At 60.5% G+C, this 12,789-nt stretch carries 11 protein-coding genes; 8 read left to right on the top strand and 3 right to left on the bottom strand.

Going from position 1 to position 12,789, the window contains the following annotated elements:
- Positions 1 to 179: 179 nt before the first annotated feature.
- Together ABYV26_RS10930 and ABYV26_RS10925 are read right to left on the bottom strand one after the other, a co-directional pair.
- Positions 180 to 2,093: a sensor histidine kinase gene (locus ABYV26_RS10930; protein ID WP_372680917.1), complete on the bottom strand. Its 1,914-nt coding sequence runs from the start codon at positions 2,091 to 2,093 to the stop codon at positions 180 to 182.
- Positions 2,090 to 2,788, bottom strand: a complete 699-nt coding sequence (locus ABYV26_RS10925) for a response regulator transcription factor (protein WP_372680916.1) — start codon at positions 2,786 to 2,788, stop codon at positions 2,090 to 2,092. The genes ABYV26_RS10930 and ABYV26_RS10925 overlap by 4 nt, the downstream gene beginning before the upstream one ends.
- 207 nt (positions 2,789 to 2,995) lie before the next feature.
- On the opposite strand from ABYV26_RS10925, the gene ABYV26_RS10920 reads away from it, so the two are divergent.
- The 3 genes from ABYV26_RS10920 to ABYV26_RS10910 all read left to right on the top strand — a co-directional run bounded on the left by ABYV26_RS10920 (position 2,996) and on the right by ABYV26_RS10910 (position 5,762).
- On the top strand, positions 2,996 to 4,420 hold the full coding sequence (locus ABYV26_RS10920) for a VWA domain-containing protein (protein WP_372680914.1): 1,425 nt from the start codon (positions 2,996 to 2,998) through the stop codon (positions 4,418 to 4,420).
- Positions 4,421 to 4,662: 242 nt separating this feature from the next.
- The gene (locus ABYV26_RS10915) at positions 4,663 to 5,223 is read left to right on the top strand and encodes a PspA/IM30 family protein (RefSeq protein WP_372680913.1); all 561 of its coding nucleotides are present in this window, start codon (positions 4,663 to 4,665) and stop codon (positions 5,221 to 5,223) included.
- Positions 5,220 to 5,762: a hypothetical protein gene (locus ABYV26_RS10910; protein ID WP_372680911.1), complete on the top strand. Its 543-nt coding sequence runs from the start codon at positions 5,220 to 5,222 to the stop codon at positions 5,760 to 5,762. Before ABYV26_RS10915 ends, ABYV26_RS10910 begins: the two co-directional genes overlap by 4 nt.
- Before the next feature lie 212 nt (positions 5,763 to 5,974).
- On the opposite strand, the gene ABYV26_RS10905 is transcribed toward ABYV26_RS10910, so the two are convergent.
- Complete coding sequence (locus ABYV26_RS10905) at positions 5,975 to 6,793, bottom strand: NTP transferase domain-containing protein (RefSeq protein WP_372680910.1); 819 nt, start codon at positions 6,791 to 6,793, stop codon at positions 5,975 to 5,977.
- Positions 6,794 to 7,253: 460 nt separating this feature from the next.
- Between ABYV26_RS10905 and ABYV26_RS10900 the strand changes: the two genes are divergently transcribed.
- From ABYV26_RS10900 to ABYV26_RS10880, 5 genes are all read left to right on the top strand, one after another.
- A complete protein-coding gene (locus tag ABYV26_RS10900; RefSeq protein WP_372680909.1) occupies positions 7,254 to 8,564 on the top strand; it encodes a KamA family radical SAM protein in 1,311 nt (436 codons plus the stop codon).
- Between the two features lie 91 nt (positions 8,565 to 8,655).
- Positions 8,656 to 9,177, top strand: a complete 522-nt coding sequence (locus ABYV26_RS10895) for a YkgJ family cysteine cluster protein (protein WP_372680907.1) — start codon at positions 8,656 to 8,658, stop codon at positions 9,175 to 9,177.
- The gene (locus ABYV26_RS10890) at positions 9,137 to 10,153 is read left to right on the top strand and encodes a D-alanine--D-alanine ligase (protein WP_372680905.1); all 1,017 of its coding nucleotides are present in this window, start codon (positions 9,137 to 9,139) and stop codon (positions 10,151 to 10,153) included. Before ABYV26_RS10895 ends, ABYV26_RS10890 begins: the two co-directional genes overlap by 41 nt.
- Positions 10,153 to 11,172, top strand: coding sequence for a D-alanine--D-alanine ligase (locus ABYV26_RS10885; protein WP_372680903.1), 1,020 nt, complete (start codon positions 10,153 to 10,155; stop codon positions 11,170 to 11,172). Before ABYV26_RS10890 ends, ABYV26_RS10885 begins: the two co-directional genes overlap by 1 nt.
- A gap of 38 nt (positions 11,173 to 11,210) precedes the next feature.
- Positions 11,211 to 12,789, top strand: a 1,579-nt coding sequence (locus tag ABYV26_RS10880) for a histone deacetylase family protein (RefSeq protein ID WP_372680902.1), incomplete at its 3' end; no start/stop codon positions are given.

The following is a 12,789-nucleotide window of genomic DNA, read 5'->3' as shown; positions in this document are numbered from 1 at the left end:
CCTTTTCGAAAACCTGAACATCGAATAACGAATAACGAATGACGGATGACGGATGACGAATGACGGATGACGGATGACGAATGACGAATGACGAATGACGAACTTTCATCGCCCCCTTGTGTCATTGAACCATCGTGTGATTAAACGTAGCTTATCTATCTGGATTTTTTTCAATTCCGTCAAGATTTAAGGTTGGCCGGCAGACTGATGGTGATGGTGCAGCCGGGTCCGTCGTTGTTCTCCGCTGTTACCCGTCCGCCCATGGCGGCGACAAATTTTTTCACCAGGGCCAGGCCGAGCCCGGTGCCCCCGGAGGTTCGGGTAAGATCGTTGTCCACGCGGTAAAAATCGTCGAACACCTGCTTTAACGATCGTCTGGGAATACCCGGTCCGGCATCGGACACCGCCAGCTTGACCCAGCCGTCCGCCGCTTCGGCGGCAATGGCAATCTTTTTCTCAGGCAGATGGCGGCCGAACTTGATGCTGTTCTCCATGAGATTGATCAGCACCTGGACCAGCACGTCGCGGTCGTAGGCAAAGACGGGCAGCCGGCCGGTGTGAATGTGCAGATCGAAATCCTCCCTGGCCAGACGCTCGGCCATCACCGCCTGCACATCGGCCAGCACGTCGGTCAAATCCCCGTCCTTTAAGTTGAATCGTCGGGTTTGTTTTTCCAGGCGTGAGAGTTCCAGCACGTTGTTGATCAACCCGGACAGCCGGGCGCTCTCCGCGGCCAGGATGCCCAGGTACGCCTGCTCGCGCTCCGGTGTGGCGGCCATGCCCTGGTCGAGCATCTCGACGTACATGCGGATGTTGGTCAGCGGCGTCTTGAGTTCATGAGTCACGGCGGAAACGAACTGGGAGCGCCGCTCGGACAAATCCAATACGGTCCGCGCGCTGTGGTAGATGGCCGCCATGCCGGCCACCAAGACCGCACCCAGGACGGCCAGCGCCAGGGTCAGCGTCTGATGGGACGGGGACGGCGGCGGTGATACGGCCTGCATCTCGGCGGTCAGAAAACCAAACGGTGCGGGAAAGGTTCTGCCGGCGACCCAATCCCCGGCGGCGGTTGCGGCGCCGGCGCCGCTTGGCTGGCGGGATGCATCCAGGCCGGCCGCATTCAGTGTCAGGCGTGTGTACCGGGCGATGGGTTGGGGGTCGAAGTGAACGGCCAGCAGGTGCTCGAGAAAGGCTCGCAGCCCGAGCACGAACCCCTGCCGGTAGATCTGGCCGTCGACGCCGATGCGCCGGAAGATAAACACCCGTTCGTCATCGATGGCCACGGCCTGCAGGGGCGCCACCTCCACCAGGAACCGACCGGTTTCCGATTTGGCGGGCAGCGTTTCCACCGCCGGCAGCTGGTGGATCTTACGCCCAGGCCCGGCCGCCGGGGGCAAGGGAATGCCATCGGCCGACGGCGCGGCGTCGGCCGTTTCCATGTCGGCGACGGCATCTTCCCTACCCTGGGATGCCGACCGGTCAGATTCCATTTGGGCCAGGTTCATCGCCTGGCCGGCGGTGATCTCCTCCACCCGGGCCCGCTCCTGGCCGAGGACGCTTTTGGCTTTTTGGGGTTCGGCTGACCGCAGGAAACGGTCGGCAAAGCCAGATTGCCGATCTTCAGCGATGGCTGAAGGATCCTGATCCCTCAGCGGTGAAGGCACCGGCAGCTGGGCGATGCGTTTACGCTGATTGAACACCGCGTTGATGGCCTGAAGCTGGTTGACCCGTTCGACTAAACCGACAGGCGGGTCCTGCCCATCCTCGACCAGCGGGGTTTGGAAGGAACCGTCCGGATTGCTCTGGAAATAGCCCAGAATAAAGGCCTGGTCAGGTAAACGGGACAGCGGGGACGGGGTCGTTCCCTTCTCCGTGACCCGGTTGTGGCCATATTCGTCCACGGCGCGGTTCTCCTCGCGACGGACCAGCTCGGCCAGTTCGGCTTCGATCTCGTCCAGCAGCCGTTCGGCAAAGAAACGCACCTGCGCCTGCACTTCCCGATCGAGGGCACCGTACGTCCGCCAGGCGACGAAGACCAGCGGCAGGGTGACCAGCACGCTGAAAATGATCATATAAATGCGCAGGCGTTTCAATGCGCCGGCTCCAGGCGGTATCCTTCCCCGCGAACCGTCTGGATCAGCACCCGTCCGTCGGCCAGGGAAGCGATCTTTTTCCTTAGTTTGAGCATATGAATGTCCACGGTGCGGGTCTCCACACCAGGATCCTTGTAGTGCCAGACCTCGGTGAGCAGTTCAGCTTTGGAAACGATGCGTTCCCGATGGCGGAACAGGTAGACGACAATGTCCATCTCGCGGCGGGTCAGCGCCTCCGACCGGTCCCCGCACACCGCCTGGAGATTGAGACCGTCAAACCGGATGTCGGCATAGCGGATCTGCTCGTCTCCCAGGGGTTTCCCGCTTCTCCTGAGCACCGCCTCCACCCGCACCATCAGTTCTCTCAGGGAAAAGGGCTTGCTCACATAATCGTCCGCACCGGCGGTGAAGCCGGTTACCACATCGTCTTCGGACCCCTTGGCCGTGAGTATGATCACCGGCTGGACCGGTCGTTGGCGGCGGATCTCACGACAGATGGAAAAGCCGTCCATGCCGGGCAGCATCACATCCAACACGACCAGATCGTACCGACCGCTCAATGCGGACGCACAGCCCTCGGTGCCGTCGGCAACGCCGTCGGCGTCGTAGCCGTTGAAGACCAACACATCGCACAGGCCCTTTAAAATGGCCGGATCGTCCTCCACCACCAAAATACGAGCTTTCGGCTGATTCATCGTTCCTCCTCGTGCCTGAACGTATGGCAGCTGTCCATCCCTACCACCAATACCCACCTGATTCAAAGTAAAACTTATGCAAAAAAACGTCGCTAACCTTTTGCATTTGTTTGAATTGTATTTCCATCGGGCTGGGTTATCATCCGAATCATGCACCGTTCAGTCCATCGAAACGGCAGACCTAACCCGTAAAAAAGGAGAAACATCATGTCGACCACGAAAAAAAGCCTGCTGACCATCCTCAGCCTGATCCTGGCCACCACTGCGGCCCTGGCCGCCATTGGGATGAGGGGGTCGGCCACGGCCCCTCCCCTGGCCGCTCCCACCCTGACCGGAGACGAGCGGGTAACCGTTTCCACCGAGGTGGTCCAGGACAAGGTTCTCAAAGGCGGGGACGGACGGGTGACCGTCTCCCTGAACCTGACGGCAGCCCGGCTCCCCCTGATTGACAGCGATCCGGTGCCGGCCGCGGACCTGGTGATTGTGCTGGACCGCAGCGGCTCCATGGAAGGGCAAAAACTGAGTGACGTCCGGCAGGCGGTCATCGGCCTGCTGGACCAGTTGGAACAGGACGATCGCCTGGCCCTGGTAACCTATTCAAACGGCGTTCAAACCCAATCGGCGCTGGCGCCGATGAACGAGGCCAACCGGCGGCGGCTGACAGCGGTGGTCGAGCGCGTCCATGCCGGCGGCGGCACCAATCTTGGCGGCGGGCTCAAAAGGGGGATGGACCTGCTGATGCAGACCACCGGCACCCTGCGACAGCGCAAGGTCATTCTGATCTCCGACGGGTTGGCCAACCAGGGCATCACCGATCCGGATGCGTTGGGGCGCATCGCCTCGGCAGCGGTGGAGAACCGCTTTTCGATCAGTACCGTCGGCGTCGGGCTTGAATTCAACGAAATGTTGATGACGGCCATCGCCGACCAGGGCGCCGGTCACTACACCTTTCTGGAGGATCCCCGGGTGTTCGCCCAGGTGTTTGAATCCGAATTCCAGGCCACCCGCCATGTGGCCGCCGCCGATGTCAACATCCGCATTCCCCTGGAACCCGGGGTTCGCCTGGAGGCCGCCGGTGGGTACCCCATCCGTCACGAGGAGGGTTCGGCCATCATCCATCCGGGCAACCTGTTGTCCGGCCAGAGCAAAACCCTCTACCTGACCTTCCAGGTGCCCACGACTGAGGAAAAAGAGATCGTCATGGGCAGGGTGCAGGTGCGCTATCGGCATAACGACCAGACGTCGACCGTGGACGCGGCCCGGCCGCTGACCGTTGCCTGCGTGCCGGACCCGGCGGCGGTGATGGCCAGCATCAAGAAGGATATATGGGCGGATCAGGTCGTACAGGAATCGTTCAGCCGCCTGAAGGAAGCCGTGGCCGCGGATATTCGCGACGGCGACCCGACCCGCGCCCAGGCGCGGATTCATGAATACGAGGCCAAGCAGGAAGCCATCAACAGCGCCGTCGGCTCGGCCAAGGTGGCCGAGAACCTGGAAACGGATGTGCAGGCCCTTCGCCAACAGGTGGATGAAACCTTCAGCGGTACGCCGGCCGCCGTAGCCGAGAAGAGAAAACAGGTTTCAAAGGCTCTGCAGTATGACGGGTATAAGATCAGGCGGGATAAAAAATAAAATCGTTTCCGTCCAGAAAGGTCATCTTTCGGCCCAGGCCGGCGTTCTCGCGCTGTTGATATCCTCGACGTAGCTCTACTACGCCTGCGGTATCAACATCGCCGCGGCCTTGGCCTGAACCAAAACCTACCCTTTCTGAACGGAAACCAGCCTGAACATGTTTCAACCCAACGAGCCTAACGATCCAACAACACCAACTAACCAATCAAACAAAAAAACCAACTAAACCAAAGGAGTCTACGATGGGAATCATGACCCGCATGTTGAGACTTTGCAAAGCCGATGTCCACGGCGTGATGGATCAACTGGAGGATAAAGGCTTGCTGCTCAAGCAATACTTGAGAGAAATGGAAACCAGTCTCGGACACAAGGAACAGCAGGCCGCCGCACTGGCGCAGCGCATCGACCGCCTGACCGGCCTGACCGCCCGCCACGTCCAGGAAATGGACAAGCTGGAACGCGATCTGGATCTGGCGCTGGAAAAGGAGAAAGACGACATCGCCCGGATGCTGATCCGCCGGCGACGCGCCCTTGACACCGCAACCAGCCGGTTGACCGAACAGGTCGAGACGATGACGCAGGAAAAAACCCGACTGGCGGAAACCCTGGCCGGTCAGCGGCTCCAGTATGACACTCTCAGGGCCAAGGCCGACGCCTATTGCAGCCGGGCTGCCGACCGCCTTCTCGAGACGCCCCCGGGCCGGTGCGCGGGAACCGTCTATTCGATCGATCCCGGTGACGAGGAGATCGAACTGGAGCTGCTGGCGCGAAAAGCGGCGCTGCAGAAAGGAGAGGCCCCATGAAACGGCATGTGCGAACCACCCTGGTCTATGGATTGATCAGCGCCCTGGCCGTCGTGCCCGCTGCTTGGCTGCTGGCCGGTCCCGTCGGCTGGCCCATGGCGTTCAAGCTGACCCTGTGGCTGGATCTGCTGGGTTATGCGGCGCTGCTGGCCCGATGGAGCGGCAAGAGGCCGAGTGCCATCCTGTTTCCCATGGTCCTGTTGCTGGGAACGGCCCTGTGGCCGGGTGTTTACACCGGTTTCTTCTTCCTCGGCCTGGGCGTGTTCAGCTGGATCCGCAGCGGCAGCTGCTTTTGCGGAACGCCGGTTCGTGCCGTGGCCGCCGAAGTGGTCACCGCCGGCGGTGGTGCGGGTTTGGTGTCGCTGTTGGGCCCGGGCTCGAGCCTCACCTGGGCGATCAGCATCTGGCTGTTCTTTCTGGTGCAGGCGGTCTATTTTTACATGGTTCCGGCACCATGTCCGCCGGATGTCGTCGGGACGACGGCAGACCCCTTCGACGCATCGCACCGGGAGGCCTTGCGCATACTGGAAGACGCCTGAGACCCGAGGTGGTGGCGCGTGTTTTGGAAATCAGGCAACCGGCGGGCCCCGTGATCCGCCCCACGAGCAATCCGAATCAATAGGATACGCATACTAGCCTCTACGTCCTTTGCCGGTTCTGGTGCATCAACCCTCCTGGCAACGAACCACCTGAAGGGTCGTGGAGAAATCAACAATCGAGGGGCCGTTGACCATCGGCATGGCAGGATTGCCTAAGGGATACGATTCCGATAAATCGCCTGGGCCTTTTCCAGGGCGGCCACGTCATCGATCCCCATGGTTTCGAATTCGTCGTCGACCACGTGGAATCCAACCGGTTTGCCGTCATTGACCATGAATTCGATCAGGTCGGTAAAAAAGTACTCTTCGATGTCTGTCATCCTGCCGTTGACCTGCTTTTGCACCATCTGCGGACGGGATGCCAAAATGGGCAGATAATCAGCCAGGACCGTTCCGCGCACGGCGTAAATGCCGGAGTTGCAGACGGTCAGCGAATCCTGCCGGTCGGCCGGGTAGTCTTTCCAGTATTTCCACTCGGTAATCTTCCTGACCTTGCCCGCTTCGATTTCCAGCATCCCATACTGCTTCTTATTTTCGGGGGAGAAGCCTAAAATCATCAGATCGTGGATGCCGAGACCGCCGACCAGCCGGTCGTAAGTCCGCTTTTGCACAAAGGGCACATCACCCATGGTAATGATCACCTGAGCGTTACGCTGCGCGTCCACAAACGCGTCGGCGGCGAGAATGGCGCCGCCGGTGCCGTTGAGCACCGGTTGTTCGCAGTAGACGGCACCGGTGCCCTGGGTGACCGCCATCACCTCTTCTTTGCGATGGTTGACGACCAGCGCTTTGGGACCGGCCGGCAGATTCTCCATCAGGTGCATGAGGATGGGCTGGCTGCCGATAAACACGGATCTGCCGGGCACCAGGGGCAACAGGGTTTTGTTGCCGCCATAGCCTTGCATGCGGCTGCCTCTTCCTGCCGCCATGATAATCGAAGCGACGCGTGGGTCGGTATCCGTCAAGGTCATCTTGGCCTGCTTTCTGTTGGATGATGGGTTAAGACCATGGTCTCGCCGAGACCCGATGCCAGCTCTATAAAATGAATTTCCGGTGCTGTCCACAGGTTAAGCTCGAGGCATCGTTTTCAGCCGACGGCCATGGTTGGCTTCAAAAACCGCATCTATTTTTTATCTATTTGTAATTATTACCTTTAAAATCTTTTCGGCACGGCATCCGGGCGCCCCTGAAACCCAATTCGTCGGTTAAAAGAACCCCACCCCAATCGAAATTGGTCAAAAATGTTTTTAACTAATTGGTATATTTATAATAATTTTTTTTTCAAGATACTGTTTTTTTTCTTGCATTTAAGCCGAAAAGACATATATTCGCGCCAATCGAATCCGAATAAGACTCGGATCGAAGCCCCGGTTCCCAACGGCTGAGGACCGGAATAAAGACAACCTTTTTCAATAAAGGAAAAAAGACGCCATGCAGTTCACCACTAAGAGGAACGAACAGCTGATCGCAACTCCGCCGCAGGCAGCTCAGGAAGGTGACGACGAACCTCCCGACCCTAGTCAATGCCTGGAAGCAGCCTCTTCCATTGTCACCGCAAAACCCACCGGGCGACTCGTCCGGTTTCCCACCCAGCGCGCCGGCATCCTCAGCCCGGCCGTCAGATCATTCCGCAAGCGACATTTTCCCAGCGTCCCCACTAAATTGTGGAACGACTGGCAGTGGCAGACCAGCCACCGTATCCGCAATCTTGCCCAGCTGGAATCGATGCTTTGCCTGTCCGAGGATGAACGCGCGGCGTTCACCGGCACTGAAACGGTGCTGCCGCTGGGGATCACGCCCTACTATATGAGCCTGGTTTCACGGGACGACCCCGACCAGCCCATTCGCCGCACGGTCATCCCCACCATTCACGAAACCGCACATACGAAAGGTGAGGCTGACGACCCGTTGGGTGAAGATAGCATGAGCCCGGTTCCCGGGCTGGTCCACCGCTATCCGGACCGCGTACTTCTGCTGCTCTCCGACTTTTGCTCGACTTACTGCCGCTACTGCACCCGCTCACGTGTAGTGGGCCATGGCGGCATTCACCCCAGCCGCAACCGGCTGGAGCGGGCCTTCGCTTACATCGAGCAGACGTCGTCCATCCGCGACGTACTCCTTTCCGGCGGCGACCCGCTGATGCTGGGAGAAGAGAAGCTCTCCTGGATCTTGTCCCGGCTGCGCCAGATTCCCCACGTGGAAATCGTGCGCATCGGCACCAAAGTACCGGCGGTGCTGCCTCAGCGAATTACCCAGCGCCTGGTTCGCATGCTGCGCCAGTACCACCCGCTGTGGATGAGCCTGCACTTTACCCACCCGGATGAATGCACCCCCGAAGCGCTGCGGGCCTGCACCATGCTGGCTGATGCGGGGATCCCCCTGGGATCTCAGACGGTGCTGCTCAAAGGCGTCAACGACAACCTGGAAACCATGCGCAGCCTGGTGCACCATCTGCTCAAGATGCGTGTACGCCCCTATTACCTGTATCAGTGTGACCCGATTACCGGGTCGGCACACTTTCGTACCCCCATCGAAAAGGGTCTGGAAATCATCCGCGGTCTTCGCGGATTCACCACTGGCTATGCCATTCCCACTTACGTGGTCGACGCACCGGGCGGCGGTGGAAAAATCCCCTTGATGCCCGACTACGTAGTGGGCCGCGAAAGTGATGCACTTGTGCTGAAAAATTATGAAAACCGATTATACCGGTATCCTGAATCCGAATATATTTCAGTAATTTAATATTATATCCACCAAGTAACCCATCGGGGAACGGGCCCTTTGCGGGGCGCGCATCCCCGATGTTTTTTGGACGTGGTCAAAGGAGGCGGCCATGGCGGCGATACAACCCACCCTGTGCGGTCGTTGCGCTCAGCAGGGCAAAACATGCTGCCAGGAAAGGGAAATATACATTACCCCCGGGGATCTGCGGCGCATCGGCGCCGTCACCGGAGAACGCCAGTTTGCCGAATGGACCCGCACGGCCGACTCGTCTTATATGGACCAGGACGATGATCCGCTATGGCGGCAACATGTTTTCGGCAGTGACGGCAGTCGCCGGATCCTGAAGCGCCAGGCCAACGGGGACTGCTTCTTTTTGGCATCCCATGGGTGCCGTCTGGCCCTGGCCGTGCGCCCCTTGCTGTGCCGGCTTCACCCGTTTACGTACACGGCCGACCATATCGACGATGAACCGGATACGGATTGCCCCAGGCATCTTCTCACATCCGACGAGTCGTTGTACGAGGCCACCCACACATCCATGGAGCTGGCGCAGCAATGGCACCGCCAGCTTTACGAGGAGGTATTGACCGATGACCCTGACAATCGGACTGACTTACGACCTTCGCTCTGAATACCTGGCGGAAGGCTTTTCGGAAGAGGAGACCGCCGAGTTCGACCGCGACGACACCATCAGCGCCATCGAATCGACCATCCGGTCACTGGGACACCGCACCGAACGCATCGGCCACAGCCGTCAACTGGCGGCCGCACTGGTTGCCGGCCGGCGCTGGGACCTGGTGTTCAACATTGCCGAAGGCATGCACGGCATCGGTCGCGAGGCGCAGGTACCGGCACTTCTGGACATGTACCGGATTCCCTACACCTTTTCGGACCCGCTGGTGATGAGCCTGAGCCTGCACAAGGGAATGACCAAGCGGGTCATCCGAGACGCCGGGGTGCCCACTTCGGATTTCAGCGTCGTCGAGACACCCGATGAGACCCGGTGGGTAGGCTTTGCGGCACCGTATTTCGTTAAACCGGTCGCCGAGGGAACCGGCAAGGGCGTCACACCGCAGTCCATCGTCCGAGACAAAAAAGACCTCGAGGCGGCCTGCAGGCGATTGATCGATGCCTTCCGGCAGCCGGTGATCATCGAGCCCTATCTGCCGGGTCGTGAGTTCACCACGGGTATCGTGGGCACCGGCGACAGGGCCCGTGTGCTGGGCACCATCGAGGTGCATCTGCTGGACACGGCGGAACCGGGTGTTTATTCCTATGTCAACAAGGAGGAGTGCGAGTCGCGGGTGCTGTACGCCCTGCGACGCGCCGAGGACGATCCGGTGGTTGCCGAGGCCGAGAAGGTGGCCCTTGCCGCCTGGCGCGCCCTTGGCTGCCGCGACGCGGGACGGCTGGATCTGCGCTGCGACGACAATGGCCATCCGTTGTTTATCGAGGTCAACCCCCTGGCCGGCATTCACCCTGAGCATTCGGACCTGCCCATCATCTGCAACCACCTGGGGGTTCCCTATCAGCAGCTGATCGGCTGGATCATCGACTCGGCCGCCACACGGATTCCCCAGGCAGACCGTCTCAGCGGAGCCGCCTGATGCAGATAGCCATTGTTCACGACACCGTCACCGACGCCGATGCCCCCGATGCCCGGGACGTGGTAGCCCAGGCCGATGCCGTGGCCCAGGCGCTGGAGATGCAGGGCCATTCGCCCTGCCGCATCTGCTGCAGCCTGAACCTGCTGGCCGTGGAGCAGGAACTGCGCCATCACCGTGTGGACCTGGTGTTCAACCTGGTGGAATCCATCGGCGGCCAGGGTCGGCTGATCCATTTGTTCCCCTTCTGCCTGGACGCCACGGCCCTGCCTTACACCGGTGCCCGGGCGGAAGCCATGCTGCTCACCTCCGGCAAGGTGCTGGCCAAAGGGTGGATGGCCGCGGCCGGCATCCCCACCCCTGCGTGGATCGGCCCCTGGCCCGGCCATGACAGGTCGGTTCATGGAGACGCCAGCGGCGCGGACACATGGATCGTCAAATCGGTCTGGGAGCACGCCTCCATCGGCCTGGACGAGCGGAGCATCGTCAAGGATGCCGATGCGGCAACCGTCTTCCCCCTGCTCCGGTCCCGGGCTCACCGGCTGGGGGGTGCCTGCTTTGCCGAACGTTTCATCACCGGCCGGGAATTCAACCTGTCTGTGCTGGCCGGTCCCCGGGGCCCAGAAGTGCTCCCGCCGGCGGAGATCATTTTTGAGGGCTACACCGACGAAATGCCACGCATCGTGGACTATCGGGCCAAGTGGGACGAGGCCGCCTTCGAATTTCACCACACCCCACGCCGGTTCGATTTCGATGCGTCCGATCAAGACCTGCTGAAGGGCCTGGAAGCGATGGCCCTTCGATGCTGGGACCATTTCGGTCTCAACGGCTATGCCCGGGTGGATTTCAGGGTGGACCCGGCAGGTCATCCGTGGGTATTGGAGATCAACGCCAACCCATGCCTTTCACCCGACGCCGGATTTGCCGCCGCCCTGGACCGGGCAGGCATCACCTATGCCGACGCCGTCGGCCGTATCGTCGCCGATGGCCTTTCACCTGGCACGTACGGCAACGACACCTGAGGAAACCCCATCATCGACCCTGCGAAGGAACCGACTACATGCTGCGCATTCGACGTATCTATGACAACATACTGCCGGTGAACAAAAGCACCCTGAGCCAAGTGCAGGCGATCCTGCGCAGCCAGTTCACCGCCGTGGACGAAAAAGAGATCGACTACATTGCCGAAAAACTCCGCAACCCTTTTAAACAGCGTTTTCGCACCGTCCTCTTCGTGGCCGAGAGCATCAAGGCCAAGGTTCGCGGGTTCGCCATGCTATTGCACGAACCAGAGCTGCACTTCGCCTACCTGGACTGGATCGCCACGGCCTCCGGCCGGGCCGGCGGCGGTATCGGCGGCGCCCTGTACGACCGCATCCGGCGAGAGGCCACGGCCCTTAACGTGGCCGGCCTTTTTTTCGAGTGTCTTCCCGATGATGACGCGACCTGCCCGGATCCGGCTGAGCTCAAACAAAACCGGGCCCGCCTGCGCTTTTACGAGCGTTACGGGGCCAGGCCCATCGTTAACACCAGCTACGAATCGCCCGTAGAACCGGGAGAAACCTGCATGCCCCACCTGGTGTACGACGACCTGGGCACCGGCAAGCCGCTGAAAAAGGCCTTTGCCCGGCAGGTGGTGCGGGCCGTGCTGGAACGCAAATATCCTGATTATTGTCCGGCGGACTACGTCGAAAAGGTGGTGGCGAGCTTCCGGGACGACCCGATACGCCTGCGGGACTATCGCTATGTCAAACCGGCGGCCATCGTTTCCACCGTTGAAAGCCGTTCGGAGGAACTGATCGCCCTGATCGTCAACGACCGGCACGACATCCACCATGTCAACGAGCGCGGGTACGTAGAGTCGCCGGTGCGCGTGAAAAGCATTTTAAAAACCATCGAACCCAGCGGCCTGTTCACCGCCATCAAACCGCGCCCTTTTCCTGACAAGCACCTTCACGCGGTTCACGATGCAGATTTCGTGAGTTATCTCAAACGCGCCTGCGCGGAGGTGCCCGCCGGGAAATCCCTGTATCCCTATATTTTCCCCATTCGCAACAAAACCCGGCCGCCCAAGGAACCGTCCGTACTGTCCGGTTACTACTGCATCGACACCTTCACGCCCATCAACGCCAACGCCTATCTGGCCGCCCGTCGCAGCGTGGACTGCGCCCTGACCGCCGCCCGCGAGATCCTGGACGGCCGACGAATCGCCTACGCCCTGATCCGTCCCCCCGGCCATCACGCCGAACGCCGGTCCTTCGGCGGATTCTGTTATTTCAACAACAACGCCATCGCCGCCCAGTACCTGTGCGCCCATGGCAAGGTGGCCATTTTGGATGTGGACTACCACCACGGCAACGGCGGCCAGGACATCTTCTACCGCAGAAGCGATGTGCTCACCGTCTCCATTCACGGTCATCCCAGGTTCGCCTACCCCTATTTTTGCGGGTTCGAGGAGGAGCGCGGCGACGGCGATGGCGAAGGGTTCAACCTCAACATTCCCCTGCCCGAGACGGTCGATGGTGAGCGTTACCGCAAAGCCCTGGCCCGGGCCCTGCGCCGGATCGAAGAATTTCAGCCCCATTTCCTGATTCTGGGGCTGGGCCTCGACCCGGCCAAAGGCGATCCGACGGGTACGT

Source organism: Desulfosarcina sp. (genome assembly GCF_041551955.1).
Lineage (GTDB): Bacteria > Desulfobacterota > Desulfobacteria > Desulfobacterales > Desulfosarcinaceae > Desulfosarcina.
Note: the sequence above shows the minus strand (reverse complement) of the source record. Positions and strands in the feature narration are given on the sequence as shown.

Bases quoted from the DNA above. Each gene is read 5' to 3' on its own strand.
- ABYV26_RS10920 (WP_372680914.1), top strand. From the start codon at position 2,996: ATGTCGACCACGAAAAAAAGCCTGCTGACCATCCTCAGCCTGATCCTG.
- ABYV26_RS10910 (WP_372680911.1), top strand. From the start codon at position 5,220: ATGAAACGGCATGTGCGAACCACCCTGGTCTATGGATTGATCAGCGCC.
- ABYV26_RS10900 (WP_372680909.1), top strand. From the start codon at position 7,254: ATGCAGTTCACCACTAAGAGGAACGAACAGCTGATCGCAACTCCGCCG.
- ABYV26_RS10890 (WP_372680905.1), top strand. From the start codon at position 9,137: ATGACCCTGACAATCGGACTGACTTACGACCTTCGCTCTGAATACCTG.
- ABYV26_RS10915 (WP_372680913.1), top strand. From the start codon at position 4,663: ATGGGAATCATGACCCGCATGTTGAGACTTTGCAAAGCCGATGTCCAC.
- ABYV26_RS10895 (WP_372680907.1), top strand. From the start codon at position 8,656: ATGGCGGCGATACAACCCACCCTGTGCGGTCGTTGCGCTCAGCAGGGC.
- ABYV26_RS10925 (WP_372680916.1), bottom strand. From the start codon at position 2,788: ATGAATCAGCCGAAAGCTCGTATTTTGGTGGTGGAGGACGATCCGGCC.
- ABYV26_RS10885 (WP_372680903.1), top strand. From the start codon at position 10,153: ATGCAGATAGCCATTGTTCACGACACCGTCACCGACGCCGATGCCCCC.
- ABYV26_RS10905 (WP_372680910.1), bottom strand. From the start codon at position 6,793: ATGACCTTGACGGATACCGACCCACGCGTCGCTTCGATTATCATGGCG.